The sequence below is a fragment of the Actinomadura kijaniata NBRC 14229 genome, assembly GCF_001552175.1.
Lineage (GTDB): Bacteria > Actinomycetota > Actinomycetes > Streptosporangiales > Streptosporangiaceae > Spirillospora > Spirillospora kijaniata.
Genome location: NZ_BCQR01000106.1, coordinates 1 through 16,480 on the forward strand (window position 1 = coordinate 1; position 16,480 = coordinate 16,480).

Below are 16,480 nucleotides of genomic sequence, written 5' to 3' on the forward strand. Positions count from 1 at the left end.
TGGCGCTGGCCGCGCACGCCGCCGCCGACGCGGGCCGGGCCGAGCAGGCCGTCGCGCTCGCCGAACGCGCCGCCCGCGACGTCACCGACCCGGTCGCCCGCGCCGACCTGGTGATGATCCACGCGACCCTCGCCGACGAGCAGGACCGGGGACGGGAGGCGTTCGGGATGCTGGGCGAGGCCGCCGGGACCGTCGCCGACCGCGATCCGGTCACCGCCGGTTACCTGCTGTTCCAGGCGGCGATGGCGGCGTCCAACGCCGGGGACCTGCCCGCCCTGCGCGCCACCGCCGACCGCGCCGAGCGCCTCGGCCTGCCGCGCGCCGAGAACGTGCGGGCGCTGGCGGACCTGTTCGAGGGGCAGAGCCCGCTGTCCCGCCTGGACCCCGCCCGGAGCGTCGCGGCGCTGCGCCGCCTCATCGACGTCAACGACTCCTGCTACGGCCCCCGCGACCTGCTGCGCGCCGTGATGTGGCGACTGATGATCGCGGACGTGGCGGAGGCGAACGCGAGCGCCCGCGCCCTGGAGCGCCGCTTCCGCGCCGAGGGCTCGATCGGGCTGCTGTCGTTGACGCTGATGCCGCTCGCGCGCACCGAGCTGATGCTCGGCCGGACCCGCGACGCGCTGGCGCTGGCCACCGAGGGCATGCGCATCGCCGCCGACACCGGCCAGCACCGCATCCGCGTCTACCAGGCCACGACGCTGGCGCACCTGGCCGCGCTCGGCGGCGACGAGGAACGCTGCCTGGAGCTGACCGCCGAGCCGCTGGCCCGCGACATCCCGCCCAGCAGCGTCCACGCCGTCGCCGCCCGCAGCCTTCTCGACCTGGGGCTGGGCCGCCACGAGGCCGCGTTCGACCGGCTGGCGGGGGTGCTCACCGCCGAGAACCGCGCCGGCTCCATCGCCAGCGTCCCCGACCTGGTCGAGGCGGCCGTCCGGTCCGGGCAGGCCGGGCGCGGCCGGGAGGCCGCCGCCTGGTACGGCCGCTGGTCGGCGCAGGTCGGGCAGCCGTGGACCGAGGCGATCGCCGCCCGCTGCGCCGCCCTGCTGGACGACGACGAGGCGTCCTACGAGCGGGCCGTCGCCCTGCACCGCAAGGACGGCGGCATGCCGTTCGAGAGGGCCCGCACCGAGCTGCTCCACGGCGAGTGGCTGCGCCGCAACCGCCGTCGCAACGACGCCCGCGCGCCGCTGCACTCGGCGCTGGAGACCTTCGAACGGCTCGGCGCGGCCCCGTGGGCCGACCGCGCCCGCGCCGAGCTGCGCGCGACGGGCGAGGCGATCGCCGCCGAACGCCCCTCCGACGCGCTCGCCGCGCTCACCCCGCAGGAGATCCAGGTCGTGAAGCTGGCGGCGGCGGGGCTGAGCAACCGGGAGATCGGCGCGCAGTTGTTCCTCAGCCCCCGCACGGTCGGCTACCACCTGTACAAGGCGTACCCGAAGCTCGGCGTCGCCTCGCGCGGCGAGCTCGCCCGCCTCGACCTGGCATCCTGACTCACCGGGCCGTGTGGCGGAGGATCGCCTCCGCCACCGCCCCGTGGACGGGCGCGGGGAACATGTGGCCCATGCCCTCGACCATGAACAGCTCGCCGCGCTGGACGCGGTCGGCGATGAGGGCGCTGTGGCCGGGCTTGGCGGGCTCCTCGGTGCCCTCGATCGCCAGCGTCGGCGCGGTGATCCTCCCGAGGACGTCCACCGGCTCGAACGTCGGGTCGGCGGCGAACGCGCGCTGGTGGTTGGTCTCCGAACCGGGCCGCCGCGCCCGGTCGAAGATCTTCTCGGCGAGCGCGCGCTCGGCGTCCTCGTCGAACGGCAGCGCGGTGCCGTGCAGGACGCGCGCCGTCGCCACCGCGAAGTCGATGAGGCTCTTGCGGTCGGGCGCGGGCGGGTTCACGGCCGCGCCGGTGAAGAACTCGACGAACTCCTCGCGGGGGAAGGGCAGGTCGTCGGGGCCCGGCGCCTGCCCGGTCAGCGCGTTCATGATGGTGCGTCCCTCGCCCGCGCCGAGCGGCGACGAGCCGACGGTGGTGAGGGTCAGGACGCGTTCGGGGTGCTCGGCGGCGACCCACTGCGCCAGCACCCCGCCCGCCGAGTGCCCGACCAGGTGGACGGCGTCCAGCCCGTACCCGTCGACGACGGCCAGCAGGTCGTCCTTCAGGTCGGTCCAGGTGTAGGGGGCGGCGTCGAAGTCGAGGGTGCTGGACCGCCCGGTGTCGCGGTGGTCGTACCGGATCACCCGGCGCCCGCCCGCGGCCAGCCGTCCGACCAGCGCGTCCGGCCAGGTGATCCCGGACGCCATGGAGCCGGGGACCAGCAGCACCGGCGGGTGCGCCGGGTCGCCGAACTCCTCGGTCCACAGCTCGACGGTCCCGTTGGTGATGAATCGTTCGGTCAAGTCCGGCTCCTTCGGTTCGTTCCTGATGATGGAGAGAATGCCGGTCCCGGCCGCCCGTGCCATCAGTGGTACTACTGGGGACCACCGGCCCAGTACCGGGCCAGCTCGGTACGGGAGGACACCCCGAGCTTCGGATAGATCCTGTACAGGTGGTACTCGACGGTCCGGGTGCTGAGGAACAGCCGGGCCGCGACCTCCTTGTTCGTCGCGCCCTCGGCCACCAGCGCCGCGATGCGCCGCTCCTGCGGGGTGAGGGCGTCGCGCGCGTCGGGCCTCGGCTCGGCCGACTCCCCGGCGGCGCGGAGCTCCTCCCGCGCGCGCCTCTCCCAGGGGTCGGCGCCGAGCCGCCCGAACGTCTCCGCCGCCGTCCGCAACGGGTGCCGCGCGTCCCCGGCCCGATGGGCGCGCCGCAGCCGTTCGCCGTACAGCAGCGCGGTCCGCGCCCGCTCGAACGCGGAGCCCCCCTCGTGCAGCCGCATCGCCTCCTCGAACATCGGCAACGCGAGCTCTCCCTCCGCCACCAGCGCCCGGCACCGGGCGAGCAGCGCCCGCGCCTCGTCGCTGCGGGCGTTCGCGGCCCACCGCTCGTACCGCCCGACGGCCTCCTCCGCCGCGCCGGTCTCCCCGCACCCCACGGCGGCCTCCACCCGGTCCGGCGTCGACCGCCACACCGTCGTCGGATGCCCCGCCCCGGGCCCGGCCGCGACCATCGCCGCGAACTTCGAGTGCGCCGCCGCGAACCGCCCGAGGCTCAGGTCCAGCAGGCCGAGCGCGTACCGCGCGACGCTCACCCGCAGCCCGATCCGGTGCGGGATGGCGATGGCCAGGGCCTCCCGCGCGTACCGTTCGCACTCCTCCTCCCGTCCCCGCACGGCCGCGACGGCGGCGAGGTTGGCCAGATGGGCGGCGACGGAGTTGGTGTAACCGGCCTCGCGCGCCAGCATCAGGCCCTCCTCCGAGACGGCGGCGCTGTCGGCGAGGCGGCCGTCGACGCGTTCGGCGGTCGCGACGTACTCCAGCACCACGGGAAGCTGCCCGGCCAGCCCCGACACCCGCGCGACCCGCCCCGCGTCCACCGCCAGCCTCGCCGCCGTGTCGGCCTCACCGAGATAACTCGCCGCCGCCGTCGCCCACAGGAAATCGGCGGCCTCCTCCGGCTCGGCGTTCCGGAGACCCTGCCGCAGGACGGCCGCGCCGCGTTCGGGGTCCCCGGCCAGCATCGCGCCGATCCCGACGAGCATGTTCCGGTGGAAGGAGTCGCCGTACGCCTCGGCGCGTTCCCCGGTCTCCACGATGGCGGCGACGTCCCCGTGCACCGACGCGGCCTCCGCCGCGTCCGCGAGCAGTCCCACCACCAGCTCCGCCGGAAGCTCCGGCCGCGCGGCCGCCAGGAGGATCCGCTGCGCCTCGGCGACGTCCCCGGAGTTCAGCTCGAACCGGCCGCGCAGCCGTTCGGCCTCGGCCCGCGTCAGCTCGTCTCCGGCCAGCTCCCGCGCCTCGGCCAGGCAGCTCTGCGCCTGCCCCGGCCGCCCGCCCAGCCACGCCGCCGTCGCCGCGTCGATGAGCCGCCGGGCCCGCGTCGCGCGTTCCGGCGTCAGCTCGGCGGCCCGCGCGAACGCCGAGGCCGCGTCGCCGTACCCGCTGCGCTCCCTGGCACGTTCCCCGGCCCCGGCCAGCTCGGCGGCGACGCTCTCGTCCCGCACATAGACCGACGAAGCCCGATGCCAGGCCCGCCGATCCGGATCGTCGAGAACGTCGGCCAACGCCGCGTGGGCCCGCCGCTGTTCCGCAGCCTCGACAGCGCCGTACACGGCGGACCGCACCAGCGGATGCCGGAACCGCAGCGCCGCGCCCTCCACCCGCACGAGCCCGCTGGCCTCAGCCTCCTCCAACGCGCTCACCGGAACGCCCGCCGCCCGCAGCACGACATCGACGTCCCCACGTCCCTCGGCGGCCGCGACCAGCAACAGCTTCCGCGCGTCCGCCGACAGCGCCGAGACCTGCTCCCGGAACAGCTCGGCCCCCACCGGCAACGGATCGGGCAACGGCACCCGCCCGGCCAGCCGCTCAGCTCCCAGAACCTTCGCGGCCTCCTCCAACGCGAGAGGATTCCCGCCGGTCAGTTCAACAAGCCGCTCCACAACCTGAGCCGGAACGCCCTCACCCAGCACGCCCCGAGCCCCGTCGGCGTCCAGCCCGCCGACCACCAGCTCGGGCACTCCGCCGACGACCCCGTCGCCGCGCACCGCGATGAGCATGGCGACGCCGGTGTTCTCCAGCCGCCGCGCCGCGAACGCCACCGCGTCGGCCGACGCCCGGTCGAACCACTGGAAGTCGTCGACCAGGCACACCAGCCCGTCACCCGCCTCCGCCAGCAGCGACACGACCCCGGCCGCCACCAGGAACCGCGCGTCCTCAACCGCCGGGGCCAGCCCCAGCGCACCGCGCACGGCGTCCCGCTGCGGCCCCGGAAGCTCCTCGACCAGATCGGCGACCGGCCACACCAACTGGTGCAACGCCGCGAACGCGAGCCCCTGCTCGGCCTCGTTCCCGATGGCCCGCAGGACGCGCGTTCCCCGGCCCGCCGCGTACTCCAGCAGCGCCGACTTCCCGACCCCGGCCGGACCCCGCACCACCAGGGCCCCGCCGGACCCGTCCAGCAACGCGTCGATCGCCGCGAGCTCTTTCCCCCGCCCATGAAGCATGAACGGAATTGTTCCCCACCCCCGAGACCGTGGGGCCGCCCCCACCACCAGGAACGGCCCCACGCCGTCAAGGAGCTTGCGTGGATCTCCCTCTACAGAACAGCCGCCGCGACGTGCACTCCATCCGAAGCCGTTCCACGAGCCAACGCGGCCACTGCCCGAAAGGTCACGTCCGCACGCGCAGGTCGCTCCGCTCGGCTCCGAGCCACGGACCGAAGAAGCCCTCCAGAACGGCGACAGCCGCTCCCGCCCGCGCGCACGGGGCGAGCACCGGCCCACCCACGCACACGAACCACGGCACAACGCCGCCCGCGCCGTCCGCCCGCACCATGACCTGAACGGTCACGCCGATCCGCGAACTCTCCGGATGCAGCACCCGGAGCCCGGGCGGTTCGTCCCCGAACCGGATGGACGTTCCCCATCCCGCCGCCCCGAGCACGCCGTTGAGGACTTCGAGGTGCCGCACGGCGACACCCCGTCCCGTCACCGAACGGCTCCAGAACGCTCCCGCGCGTCCTGCTCACCCAGACGCTCGGCCAGCTCATCGGCGCTGTCGCACACCAACGACTGGTCGAGGCCCCGCTCGATCTCCCGGAACGACAGATCCCGACGTCGTGTGGCACCCCACATGACGCCCTGCCGCGACCGCCACACGGCCCATCCCGGATGCGCCGCCTCCAACGCGGCGATCCTCTCTGCCGCCGTCACCGCTCCGTCTACCATGACGACACCACCTCCTAGCGAGGTCGGAGCCGCGCGGCCAGGCCGGTTTTCCAGGCCAGGGCCCTGGCCGCGCGGCGGTCTTCCACTTCTCCGCGCACCCTGCCGGGGCCGGATCGCCCCCTCGTCCGCAAGCGGCCAAACCGCATCGCGCACGCCGTCATAGGCGTCAATCCCTGCACACGGTCAGTGACTTGGTGCACACTGAGAGCATGAATGATCCATTGCTTGCGTGCAAGTGCACATAAGAAATTTGAAAAGGATCTCGTGAGAGGTGTGAGGCTATGACGCGTCGCAGCAGCCAGACCGTTCGCAGGCGACGACTGGGAGCGGAACTCCGTCGCCTGCGCGAGAGCCGTGGCATCTCCGCCGAAGACGTGATCCGGCACATGGACTGGTCGGCGTCCAAGCTCAGCCGCATCGAGACCGGTCGCATCGCGGTCCTCTGGGAGGCGGTCGCGGCGCTCCTGGACTTCTACGGCATCAAGGACGGCGAGGAGCGGGAAGCGCTGATCAGGCTGGCGCGCGAGGCCAAGCAGGTCGGCTGGTGGCAGCCCTACAGCGACTTCCTCAGCAAGGACTACCGCACGTACATCGACCTGGAGACGGCCGCCTCCGAGGCGAACATCTTCCAGCCGCTCGGCGTGCCGGGCCTGCTCCAGACGCCCGACTACGCCCGCGCCGTCATCTCCGACGCCGGTGCCCTGGACCTGGACGACGAAGCCATCGAACGCCGCGTGAACCTGCGCATGGAACGCCAGCAGGTGCTCGACGGGGACCACCCGCTCAAACTCTGGGCGATCCTCGACGAGGCGGCCCTGCGACGTGAGATCGGCGGCAGAGAGACGATGAAGGGACAACTTCGCCGACTGGCGGAGGTCGCACGCCGACCGGGGGTCACCCTTCAGGTGATCCCCTTCGAGGCAGGAGTGCACGCGTCCCTGACGAGCACGTTCGGGATCTTCCGTTTCGCGGAGGAGGACGAACCGGACGTGGCGTACATCGAGTCCTTCGCGGGAACCCTGTATCTCGAACGTCTCAGCGAAATACAGGCCGCTAACCTGACTTTTGATCATCTGCGCGCGACGGCCAAGAGCGCGGCTGACTCGTTGAGGCTCATCAGGGCCATCGCTGAGCAGTACGGATGACCGGGAGATGGGGAACCAGATGCTCGTGTCGGACTTCGCTCAAGCTGACTGGTGCAAGTCGAGCCGCAGCCTCGGCCAGAACGACCAGTGCGTAGAGGTGGCGGCGGTGCACGGCCTCATTGGAGTCCGCGACTCCAAGAACGTGCACGGCCCTCTGCTCGTTCTCCCGCGTTCCGCGTTCCGTGTCCTCTCAGCGGAGATCCGCAACGGAACGCACGACCTGTAGCCCGACGTTCAGAGGCGGTATTCCTCGTGCGGGACGGCTCGTTCCCACACCATCTCGAACGCCGCGACGACCTGGGCCACTCTGCGTGGGTCGGACACGAACTCGTACTCCTCCAGCATCGTTCCGTCGCCCGCGTCGAAGTGGAACCGCACGAGACGTTGGTCGAACATCCAGAAGTCCGCGCCGGGAAGCATCAGATCCCATGCCTGACGGCGAGGCAGCCAGCGGACCTCCTCTCCCGCCTTGATGTTCACGTCCGTGACCATGTGCAGCCAGCGAACGTAGTCCGAGACCGGTTCGCTCACGACACGCGCCCGCCTCATCCTCACCCCGCGAGCCACGGCCTCCTCGACCAGCGAGACCCACTTGGAACGGTCGGTACGGCCCGATCCACCGTTCTTCCAGTCATCGAACCCCGGCGAGGGCCGGTAGAAGTCCCGCATCTCCAGATGCATGGCTGACCGCTTGGTATTGGCCAACAGCTCAGCGAAGGTCGGAATGCCGTGCCCGTGGCGGCCCTTCTCGTAAGCTCCAGTCGCGGCCTCGACGAGTTGGTCGGCCATGCGGGCGGGCTGCCAGATGACGGCCTCGTCCGGAGCGAGCGCCACGTGTTGGCCGAGAGCCTTCAACAGGTCGGGATCGGTCACGCGCCGACCTTGCAGATAGAAGTCCCCAGTATCGGGATCACGGAAGACCGCAGGGCAACGTTCGTCCTCTGATCCGGGATCGGAGCCGACGAAATCGATGTCGCGCACGGGAGCCTCCACGACAGCCGGGAACGGGCCGACTCTCGCCGACGCATCGACGTCCGTCAAGCTCCCGCCAGGGCACTCAAAGGTGCCTTGACGAGTGCTCGTGCCCTGTCGCCGTGGACCGCCAAGCCGAACAGCCGCTCCCAGGCTTCGGCGTACATGCGCGTCTCGTATGGCTGCGTGAGTGTGAGCGTGCCGGACACCAGCTCCACGGTGACCACCACCGACGCGGGTAGCTCGGACATGGTGAACGACTCCTCGGGGTTCACTCCGCGCCGGTCGATGGCTCGGGGGATCACACCGAAAGAGACCGTGGGCCGTCTCATGGACGCCAACAGGTGCCGGAGCTGTTCGGCATGCACCTCGGCAGGGCCCGGGCGGTACCACAGCACGTCTTCCTCCAGCAGGAACAGCCAGCGGGCGTCGGGACGGTTCAGGCATTGCTGGCGTTCGAGGCGGGATTCCACGGCTTCGGCCACGTCGTCCAGGTCGAGGTGCTGTTCCAGACGCGCCGTGGTCAGGTAGTGGGTCATCAGCGCCGGTGTCTGGAGCAGGCCGGGGATCACCTTGGTCTGGTAGACGCGGTGAAGGCGGACGGTTTGGTACTTGTCCCGCAACTTCTCCTGGCGGCCTCTGAGTCCGGCGCGGTTGCTCTCCTGATGGGTCTGCCACATGTCGATGACCGTGCGTTGCTCGGCCAACAACTCCGCCGTCACATGCTCGGGAACCCGGCAGATCCGGCACCACAGCCGCACATGGTCGGGGGTGATGGTGCGTTGTCCGCGTTCGACCATGCTGACCTGCGACGACGCGCGCCATCCGGCCAGCTCGGCGAAGCGCACGCCGGAGACGCATGCCTCCTGACGCATCCGGCGGAGCTTGTCGCCGAGGCGCTGACGTGCGGCCTGGGCACTGGACGAGGGTGAACGTGACGAAGGCATCTCGCGAGGTGTGAAAGACAGTGAAATCCCTGGTCTTCCACGTTACGAGGGGGCCATGGTCGAGTCATGGGCTTCGACGGCATCAAGCGTGGTGAACCGGAGCGGAGGCGCGGCCCGATGGCGGAGGAACGCGGGGCGTTCATCGCGGCGGGGCAGAGAGCGGCGATGGCGCTGACGACGCAGATCGTCAAGGCGGCCTACGAGGAGGCCATGCGTGAGCACGGGTTGCTTCCGTTCACGGTGGCTCTGATCAGCGGCTGTGCGGAACGGAAACTCGCGGCCCTGGACGAGGTCCCGGACGGCCCTCCCGCCTCCAGCGGCGTGCGGGCCCCACTTGGTTGAAAGGCAAGAGCCGGAACGGCTTGAGCGGAGCAGGCGCGTGGTCAGGCCGGGACGTTGCGCACCGGGCCGACATCGGATGTGACTTCGGCCGGGACGAGGGGCGTTCGTTCACCTGGGCGGCCGTGCCCTTCCGGATACGGCAACCAGCCATGCTCCAAGGCTTCTCTGCCCCCCATGCCTCTCAAGGAGGAAGCGAAGATGACCACTGCTCCGGACGTGACGGCTTCGGTCGTCGCTCACGACCCGAGGGAGCTGATCTCTCGGGACCTGTATGCCAAGCTCGTGGCCCGCGTGACGGAGGACGAGGACGTCTCCCACGAGCGGGCGCAGCGGATCGTCACGCAGGCGTTGATCTTCCTCAAAGCCTGCGCCGACAACCCCGGTCGCAACCTGTCGCCCACCGAGGCCGTGGACCCCGGCTGGCTTGCCTTCATCCTGCATACCGAGGAGTACGCGGCTTTCTGCGACACCTACGCCGGGGCCTTCATCCACCACCGCCCCGTCTGCAACGACGACATCCGGTCGGGCGCGACGCTGGGGAGCACTGTGGACGCGATCAAGTCGACGGGCTATCCCATCGATTGGGAGCTGTGGACCGTGGACGCCGCCAACTGCAACCAGTGCTGCGCCGGTTGCCACGACTCGCCGTAAGGACAACCGCATGAGTCGCGTCAGTTGGAAGGACCTGCCTGTCCCGGTGCGCCGTGCCGTCACCGAACGGGCGGGACGGGTCCTCTCGATGGACCCAGCTCCACGTGGTGCGGGCTCGGATCTGGTCGCCACCCTGCACACCTCGGGCGGCCGGATCTTCCTCAAGGGCAGCCGCCTGGAAGGTCCGCGCGCCGATGTACGGCGGATCGAGACCAGGGTTCAGCCGTTCCTCCCCGAGCGTGCGCCTCGGATGCTGTGGCATGCCGAGGCCGCCGGTTGGCTGCTGATGGCCTTCGAGCATGTGGACGGCCGCCACGCCGACCTGTCACCGGGTTCGGCGGACCTGGGAGAGGTGGCGGCCCTGCTGGCCGAGCTGTCGCACGAAGCTCGACCCGACCTTCCGGTCCTGCCCGTGAAACGCCGCTGGGCTCCCTTCGCGGCCTCCGCAGAGCTGGATCTGTTGCGCGGGGACATCTTGGCTCATATGGACCTCAACGCCGGGAACATCCTGATCGGGCCACGGTCGTGGGTCGTCGACTGGGCATGGCCGAGCCGGGCCGCCGCTTGGCTGGACACGGCGAGCATGGTCGTTCGCCTGATCGAGGCCGGGCACAGTCCACAAGGGGCCGAGAGGTGGGCACAGCAGGTCCCGGCATGGAAGCAGACCACGTCAGAAGCGCTGAGGGTTTACACGGGCACACGGCTGGCCCTCGCCGATTCACAAGGCAGCGCCGATCTGGCGGTGGCCCTGAGAGCCTGGCGCGCGTACCTGGACACCAGCCCGGTGGCACGGCCGCGCTCCGCTGATCCGGGGCCGGGCTCGTTCGGTGTTCACTCCGTCTGAGTGGCGAGGTTCATCCTGGATGTGAAGGCCGGAGAGTTCGACACCTGATCGCGAGCATCACGGGGCGGCCGATGAGTGTTCCGCGTTTCGACTATGACGCCAGCTGGCGTGGCAGCGAGCCGACGGCCTGGGAGGCCAAGGGGCTGCACTGGCACTGCCACTCGTCCCGGATGGACGGTCAGGAGTACGGGAACGAGTCGGCGCGTCAGGATCTGTCCACCGGCTACGCGCCGAAGCTGCTGCGGGACTGGCTACGGAAAGCCGCGCGGACGATCCGGCACGTCGCCACCACCCCCGAGGACGGATGTTCGGTGGCTGCGGTCGCAGTGGGAGCCCGTCAAGGACCAGAGCGGCGAGGCGCGCGTGGTCCCTGACGAGGTCCGGTTCGGTCGTGCGTTGTACGACCTGCGGTGCGGCAACGATCTGTGCTGGGGGTTCTGGCTGGGCGGGACGGCGGAGCGGTGTCACCGGTGAGCCGGACGGCTCAGGCGTCGAGGTCGAAGACCGCCTTGCCCGTGACGCGGCGGCCGCGCAGCGCGTCGGTCGCCTCGGCGAAGCGCTCCCACGGGCCGCGCCAGCCGATCTCGGGCACCAGGACGCCGTCGGCCGTGAGCCGCACCAGCTCGGCCAGGTCGGCGGCGGCCGCGAACTCGTTGACGTAGGACACGAGCGTCTTGGGCGGGCCGACCGTCGCGTAGGGCGGGAAGACGGCCGGTTCCCCCGAGGCCCATCCGACGGACTGGAGGCTGCCGCCGGGGGCGAGCAGTCTCCAGGCCGTGACCAGCTGGGGGCCGCCGACCGTCTCCACGACGATGTCGACGGGCTCCTTGACGTCGTCCAGGCCCACGACCACCTCGTCGGCGCCCAGGTGGGCGAGGCCGTCGCCGCGCGCGGGGGAGCCGACCGAGGCGATGACGTGCGCCCCGGCGTGGGCGGCGAGCCGCACGGCGTACCGTCCCACACCGCCCGAGGCGCCGGTCACCAGCACGCGCTTGCCGGGGGCGACCGCGGCGGTCCGCAGCGAGCGGAGCGCGGCCAGGCCCGCCGTCGGCAGCGCCGCCGCCTCGGCGAGCCCGACGCCGTCCGGGACCTCGGCCACCGACGCCACGTCGACGGCCACCCGCTCCGCGAACGCGCCGTCCGCGAACAGGACGACGCGGGTCCCGGCGGCCGGGCCGGAACCGTCCGCCGCCTCCCGCACGACGACCCCGGCCGCGTCGAGGCCCAGCGCCGCTCCGGCCGGGAGGCGTCCGTTGCCCGCGTTGTTGAGGTCGGCGTAGTTGAGCGAGGCGTGCCGGACCTCGACGAGCACCTGTCCGGGACCGGCGACGGGGTCGGCGATCTCCCCGAAGCCGATGCTGTCGTGAGCGGACGGGTCGACGATGAGGGCGCGCGTGGACATGGCATCTCCCGTGGGTCAGGGGTCGTGGCGACAGCAACGACTCTAACAGATAGTCTATTAAAAAACTATCTGCTTTCTTACCTCCTTCCCAGCGGAGATCCGCGGCGGCGCGCACGGCCGGTAGCCTCGGCGGTCGGCGGCCTGGACGAACGCGGCCGCGCACGTTCAGGAGGTTGCCGGGGCGATGGCCGAGGGGCTCACGATCGGGCAGGCGGCGAGGTTCGTCGGAGTCACGATCAAGACGGTGCGGCACTACCACCGGCTCGGCCTGGTCGCCGAGCCGGAACGCGACGGCTCCGGTTACCGGCGCTACCGGTCGACCGACCTGCTGCGGCTGGTCCAGGTCCGGACCCTGGCGGAGGCGGGGGTGCCGCTGGCGGAGATCGGCGACCTGCTCGACGCCGACCCCGAACGGTTCGCCGCCGCCCTGGACGACGTCGAGCGGCGGCTCACCGAACGGATCGAGGACCTGACCGCGCGCCGCGACACGCTGCACCGGCTCGCCCACGGCGACCGGGTCCTGCTGCCGGAACGCGCCTGCGCGGTCCTGGACCGGCTCGCCGGGCTGGGCTTCCAGGCCGGCTACGTGGACGCGCAGCGCGAGGCCCTGGTGCTGACCCGGGCCCTGGTCCCGGAGATCTTCGAGGTCTTCGTGGCCCGGCTGGAGCAGTGGCTCGACGATCCCGAGTGGATCGAGCTGACCAAGCGCGGCTGGGAGGCGGCGTCCTGGGATCCAGAGGATCCGCGGATCGAGGAGCTGGCGTCCGCGCTGGCGGGCAGGGTGCTGGCCGACCGTGAGCGGCTGACGATGCCGGCCGGTTTCCAGGCCCGGTCCGACGCCGCCGCCCGGTACGCCACGGTCAACCGCCACCGGGCCGACCCACCGGCCCTGGTCCGGTTGAACGCGCTGGTCGAGGCGAACCTGCGCGCGGCCGGCGTCGAGGTCCCCCGGTAGCGACGCCGGCCGCGAACGGTCTCAGCCCGCCGTCCGCCCGTCGCAGAACACCTGCTTGACGAGGTTGTCCGCCAGCTTCTCGAAGTCCTTCGCCGGACCCCTCGTGGCCTCGTCCACCCAGGTCACCGCGCCGGTCACGGTCTTCCTGCCGTCGAGCGAGCTGTACATCAGCGCGCCGTAGCCGTGCGGCGGGCTGCCGTTGTGGCGGAGGACGGGAGCGCAGCCCGGGCCCAGGTTCTGCACGAACATCCCGAGGCCGTAGCCCATCTTCGGGTGCGGCGTGCGCATCTCGGTCAGCAGCTTGGGCGGCAGGAGCCCGCCGCCGTTCAGCGCGGAGAAGAACCGGTGCAGGTCCCGCGTGGTCGAGATCAGATCACCGGCGCCGGCCAGCAGGGAGAGGTTCTGGCGGCTGATGTCGACGACCTTCCACTGGCCGGTGGCGTCCTGGTAGCGGTAGTAGCCGTGGGAGTGCGGACCGGGGAGCCGCGTCCGGTAGCCCGGCACCACGGTGCCCGTCAGCCCGAGCGGCCGCAGGACGCGCCGCTTCATCTCCTCGGCATAGGAGCGGCCGGTGACCTTCTCGACCAGCAGCATGGCCAGCGTGTAGTTGGTGTTGGAGTAGTCCTGGTCCGCCCCCGGCGCGAAGACGGGTCCCTTGGACAGCGCGAACCGCACCAGCTCCTCGGGCCGGTAGCTGCGGAACCGGTTGTCCAGCCACTCCTTGCCCGCGGAGGGGAGGCCCGGCACCCACTTCCCGTCGGGGCCGAAACCGCCGGTGTAGCTGAACAGGCCGCTGGTGTGCTGGAGCAGCATCCGCACGGTGATCCGCCGGTCCAGCCCGAACCGCGGCAGGTGGTCGGCCACCGGGGCGTCCAGCCCGATCCTGCCCTCGGCCACCAGTTGCAGCACCAGCGTCGCGACGAACGTCTTGACGTTGCTGCCCGCCCAGAACCGGCCGTTGACCGGCGGCTTCGCGGCGCCGCCCAGCTCGCGGACCCCGGCGCTGCCGACCCACTCGCCCCGCTCGTCGTTCACGCGCACCTGCACCCCGGTGAAACCGGCGTCGACGAACGCCTGCGTGGCCTTCCGCAGCTCCGGGCGGTCCTGCCCGGCGGCCCTGGTGTCGGCGGCGGCCACTCCGGGCGCGGTCACCCCGGCCAGCAGCGCGGCCGTCACCATCGTGACCGCCGCCCGCCGCGGGATCCTGCTGTTGACGGTGTGGGGGGACTCGCCCATGGTCGTTCCTCGTCTCGCGTCAGGTGGTCATCGGCCCCTTCCCGGCGGCCATGCGATGATCGTGGACCTTGACCCAAGGTCAAGGTCAACACCGGTCGCGATCGAGGACGTTCCGCGGGCGTCGCGCTCAGAACGGGTAGTGCGCCTGCTGGGTCGCCAGCGTCAGCCAGCGCGTGTTCGAGAACGCCTCCAGGCCCCAGCGCCCCCCGAAGCGGCCGTAGCCCGACGCCTTGAAGCCGCCGAACGGCGCCTGCGGCTCGTCGCCCACCGACTGGTCGTTGACGTGCACGATCCCGGTCTTCAGGCGGCGCGCCACCCGCAGGCCGTGGGTGCCGTTCTCGGTGATGATCCCCGCGGTGAGGCCGTGTTCGGTGTCGTTGGCCTTGGCCACCGCCTCGTCGTCGGTCGCGAACGTGTCCACCACGCACACCGGCCCGAACGCCTCGCCCCGGTACAGGTCGGCCTCCGGCGGGACGTCCGCCAGCACCGTCGCCGGGTGCACCGCCCCGGCGGGCTCGCCGCCGCCCGTCACGACCGTCGCGCCCTTGTCCACCGCGTCCTTCACCAGCGCGGCGACCCGGCGCGCGGCGGCCGGGGAGACCAGCGGGCCGATCACCGTCGTGGGCTCGGTGGGGTCGCCGGACGGCAGCGCGGCGACCTTCGCCGCGAACCTTCGGGTGAACTCCTCCGCCAGCGACTCGTGCACCAGGACCCGGTCGCCCGACATGCAGATCTGCCCGGCGTTCATGAACACGCCGAACGTCGCCGCGTCCACCGCGTAGTCCACGTCCGCGTCGTCCAGCACGATGATCGCGTTCTTGCCGCCCAGCTCCAGCAGCGCGGGCTTCAGGTGCCGGGCGGCGTGCACGCCGATGATCCGCCCGACCTCGGTGGAGCCGGTGAAGTTCACCGCCCGCACGCGCGGGTCGGCGATCAGCGCCTCGGCGACCTCGGCGGCGTCGGCCGGGTCGTTGGTGACCACGTTCAGCACGCCGTCCGGCAGGCCCGCGTCGCGCAGCACGTCGGCGACGAACAGCCCGCACGCCACCGGCGCGTCCTCGCTGGGCTTCATCACGACCGTGTTCCCGGCGGCCAGCGCGGCGGCCACCGAGCGGACGCCCAGGATGATCGGGGCGTTCCACGGGGAGAACGCCGCCACCACGCCCACCGGCTCGCGCACCGCCAGCCCGAGGACGCCCTCCTGCTGCGCGGTCAGCACCTCCCCGCGCGGCGCGGTGATCGCGGCGGCGGCCTCGCGGAGCATCCCGGCCGCCAGCATCACGTTGAACCCGGCCCACGGGCGCGTCCCACCGACCTCGGCCGCCATCAGCGCGATCGCCTGCTCGGCGCGCTCCTCCAGCAGGTCGGCGGCCCGCAGGAAGAGCGCGCGGCGGGCGGACGGGGACAGCGCCGCCCACTCCTCGAACGCGGCCGCGGCCGCGTCCACCGCCGCCGTGACGTCCTCGGGTCCGGCCGCCGCGACGGTCGCGTACACCTCGCCGGTCGCGGGGGAGACGTCCCGCGCCCGCCGTCCCGAACGGGCGGGCACGTCCTTGCCGCCGATCAGCAGCTCACGGTGGATGGCCATGGGTCTCCTCACGAGGGTCGTCCTCCCCACAGCCTGTGGCCCGCGCCGACACCACCGCGCCCGTTCTTTCCACTGGGCGGAAAGAACGGGCGGCGGATCGCGGTCAGAGCCGGTAGAACCCGGCCGGGATGTGGGCGGTGACGCCGATGCGGTTCCAGGCGTTGATGAGGGCGATGGCGGCGACGAGCGCGGCGAGCTGCTTCTCGTCGAAGTGCTCGGCGGCCTCGTTCCACACGTCGTCGGGGACGCCGTCCGGGTTGTCGGCGATGCGGGTGGCGGCCTCGGCCAGTGCCAGCGCCGCGCGCTCCTGGTCGGTGTAGAACGGCGCCTCGCGCCAGGCGGCGACCGACCACAGCCGCTCGTCGGTCTCCCCCTCCTTCCTGGCGTCGTGGGAGTGCATGTCCACGCACAGGGCGCAGCCGTTGATCTGGCTGACCCGCAGCTTCACCAGGTGCACGATCGTGTTCGGCAGCTCGCTGCGGTGCAGGAACCTGTCGACGCTCGCGAACCCCTGGTAGCCCTCCCCGATCAGCTCGGGGATGTTCGCCATACGGATCGACACGGTGTTCTCCTCTC

At 71.9% G+C, this 16,480-nt stretch carries 17 protein-coding genes; 8 read left to right on the plus strand and 9 right to left on the minus strand.

Translation table 11 applies throughout. The features are described from left to right. Nucleotides 1-1,493, plus strand: a 1,493-nt coding sequence (locus tag AKI01S_RS29795) for a helix-turn-helix domain-containing protein (RefSeq protein ID WP_218009869.1), incomplete at its 5' end; no start/stop codon positions are given. A gap of 1 nt (nucleotide 1,494) precedes the next feature. Here AKI01S_RS29795 and AKI01S_RS29800 read toward each other — a convergent pair. The 3 genes from AKI01S_RS29800 to AKI01S_RS29810 all read right to left on the minus strand — a co-directional run bounded on the left by AKI01S_RS29800 (nucleotide 1,495) and on the right by AKI01S_RS29810 (nucleotide 5,586). Next, a complete protein-coding gene (locus AKI01S_RS29800) occupies nucleotides 1,495-2,394 on the minus strand; it encodes an alpha/beta fold hydrolase (protein WP_245681832.1) in 900 nt (299 codons plus the stop codon). A 71-nt stretch (nucleotides 2,395-2,465) separates the two neighbouring features. After that, complete coding sequence (locus AKI01S_RS29805; protein WP_067825210.1) at nucleotides 2,466-5,099, minus strand: helix-turn-helix transcriptional regulator; 2,634 nt, start codon at nucleotides 5,097-5,099, stop codon at nucleotides 2,466-2,468. A 166-nt stretch (nucleotides 5,100-5,265) separates the two neighbouring features. Beyond that, complete coding sequence (locus AKI01S_RS29810; protein WP_067825212.1) at nucleotides 5,266-5,586, minus strand: hypothetical protein; 321 nt, start codon at nucleotides 5,584-5,586, stop codon at nucleotides 5,266-5,268. Nucleotides 5,587-6,103: 517 nt separating this feature from the next. Here AKI01S_RS29810 and AKI01S_RS29820 point away from each other — a divergent pair. Together AKI01S_RS29820 and AKI01S_RS29825 are read left to right on the plus strand one after the other, a co-directional pair. Further along, a complete protein-coding gene (locus AKI01S_RS29820; RefSeq protein WP_067825216.1) occupies nucleotides 6,104-6,967 on the plus strand; it encodes a helix-turn-helix domain-containing protein in 864 nt (287 codons plus the stop codon). A gap of 19 nt (nucleotides 6,968-6,986) precedes the next feature. Further along, nucleotides 6,987-7,193: a DUF397 domain-containing protein gene (locus AKI01S_RS29825; RefSeq protein ID WP_084000385.1), complete on the plus strand. Its 207-nt coding sequence runs from the start codon at nucleotides 6,987-6,989 to the stop codon at nucleotides 7,191-7,193. Nucleotides 7,194-7,201: 8 nt separating this feature from the next. Here the strand turns inward: AKI01S_RS29825 and AKI01S_RS53750 are convergent, their stop codons facing one another. Both AKI01S_RS53750 and AKI01S_RS29835 read right to left on the minus strand, forming a co-directional pair. Next, nucleotides 7,202-7,948, minus strand: coding sequence for a DUF6879 family protein (locus AKI01S_RS53750; RefSeq protein ID WP_245681833.1), 747 nt, complete (start codon nucleotides 7,946-7,948; stop codon nucleotides 7,202-7,204). A gap of 56 nt (nucleotides 7,949-8,004) precedes the next feature. After that, nucleotides 8,005-8,886, minus strand: a complete 882-nt coding sequence (locus tag AKI01S_RS29835) for a helix-turn-helix domain-containing protein (protein ID WP_067825220.1) — start codon at nucleotides 8,884-8,886, stop codon at nucleotides 8,005-8,007. Nucleotides 8,887-8,952: 66 nt separating this feature from the next. Here AKI01S_RS29835 and AKI01S_RS29840 point away from each other — a divergent pair, with 66 nt between their 5' ends. The 4 genes from AKI01S_RS29840 (at nucleotide 8,953) to AKI01S_RS50965 (ending at nucleotide 11,097) form a co-directional block, all read left to right on the plus strand. Beyond that, nucleotides 8,953-9,228, plus strand: a complete 276-nt coding sequence (locus tag AKI01S_RS29840; RefSeq protein WP_067825223.1) for a hypothetical protein — start codon at nucleotides 8,953-8,955, stop codon at nucleotides 9,226-9,228. 198 nt (nucleotides 9,229-9,426) lie between these two features. Continuing rightward, nucleotides 9,427-9,879, plus strand: coding sequence for a glycine-rich domain-containing protein (locus AKI01S_RS29845; RefSeq protein ID WP_067825225.1), 453 nt, complete (start codon nucleotides 9,427-9,429; stop codon nucleotides 9,877-9,879). 10 nt (nucleotides 9,880-9,889) lie between these two features. Next, nucleotides 9,890-10,723: a protein kinase family protein gene (locus AKI01S_RS29850; protein ID WP_067825227.1), complete on the plus strand. Its 834-nt coding sequence runs from the start codon at nucleotides 9,890-9,892 to the stop codon at nucleotides 10,721-10,723. Between the two features lie 71 nt (nucleotides 10,724-10,794). Then, nucleotides 10,795-11,097: a hypothetical protein gene (locus tag AKI01S_RS50965; RefSeq protein WP_157420241.1), complete on the plus strand. Its 303-nt coding sequence runs from the start codon at nucleotides 10,795-10,797 to the stop codon at nucleotides 11,095-11,097. A 110-nt stretch (nucleotides 11,098-11,207) separates the two neighbouring features. Here AKI01S_RS50965 and AKI01S_RS29855 read toward each other — a convergent pair whose 3' ends face one another. Continuing rightward, complete coding sequence (locus tag AKI01S_RS29855) at nucleotides 11,208-12,125, minus strand: zinc-binding dehydrogenase (protein ID WP_084000382.1); 918 nt, start codon at nucleotides 12,123-12,125, stop codon at nucleotides 11,208-11,210. Between the two features lie 184 nt (nucleotides 12,126-12,309). On the opposite strand from AKI01S_RS29855, the gene AKI01S_RS29860 reads away from it, so the two are divergent. Further along, complete coding sequence (locus tag AKI01S_RS29860; protein WP_067825228.1) at nucleotides 12,310-13,080, plus strand: MerR family transcriptional regulator; 771 nt, start codon at nucleotides 12,310-12,312, stop codon at nucleotides 13,078-13,080. A 21-nt stretch (nucleotides 13,081-13,101) separates the two neighbouring features. On the opposite strand, the gene AKI01S_RS29865 is transcribed toward AKI01S_RS29860, so the two are convergent. From AKI01S_RS29865 to AKI01S_RS29875, 3 genes are all read right to left on the minus strand, one after another. Then, nucleotides 13,102-14,316 (minus strand): serine hydrolase domain-containing protein, encoded by a 1,215-nt coding sequence (locus AKI01S_RS29865; protein WP_067825230.1) that lies wholly within the window; start codon nucleotides 14,314-14,316, stop codon nucleotides 13,102-13,104. 127 nt (nucleotides 14,317-14,443) lie between these two features. Beyond that, complete coding sequence (locus AKI01S_RS29870; RefSeq protein ID WP_067825233.1) at nucleotides 14,444-15,904, minus strand: aldehyde dehydrogenase family protein; 1,461 nt, start codon at nucleotides 15,902-15,904, stop codon at nucleotides 14,444-14,446. Nucleotides 15,905-16,007: 103 nt separating this feature from the next. Further along, nucleotides 16,008-16,466 (minus strand): carboxymuconolactone decarboxylase family protein, encoded by a 459-nt coding sequence (locus AKI01S_RS29875; protein WP_245681834.1) that lies wholly within the window; start codon nucleotides 16,464-16,466, stop codon nucleotides 16,008-16,010. Between the last annotated feature and the right edge of the window lie 14 nt (nucleotides 16,467-16,480).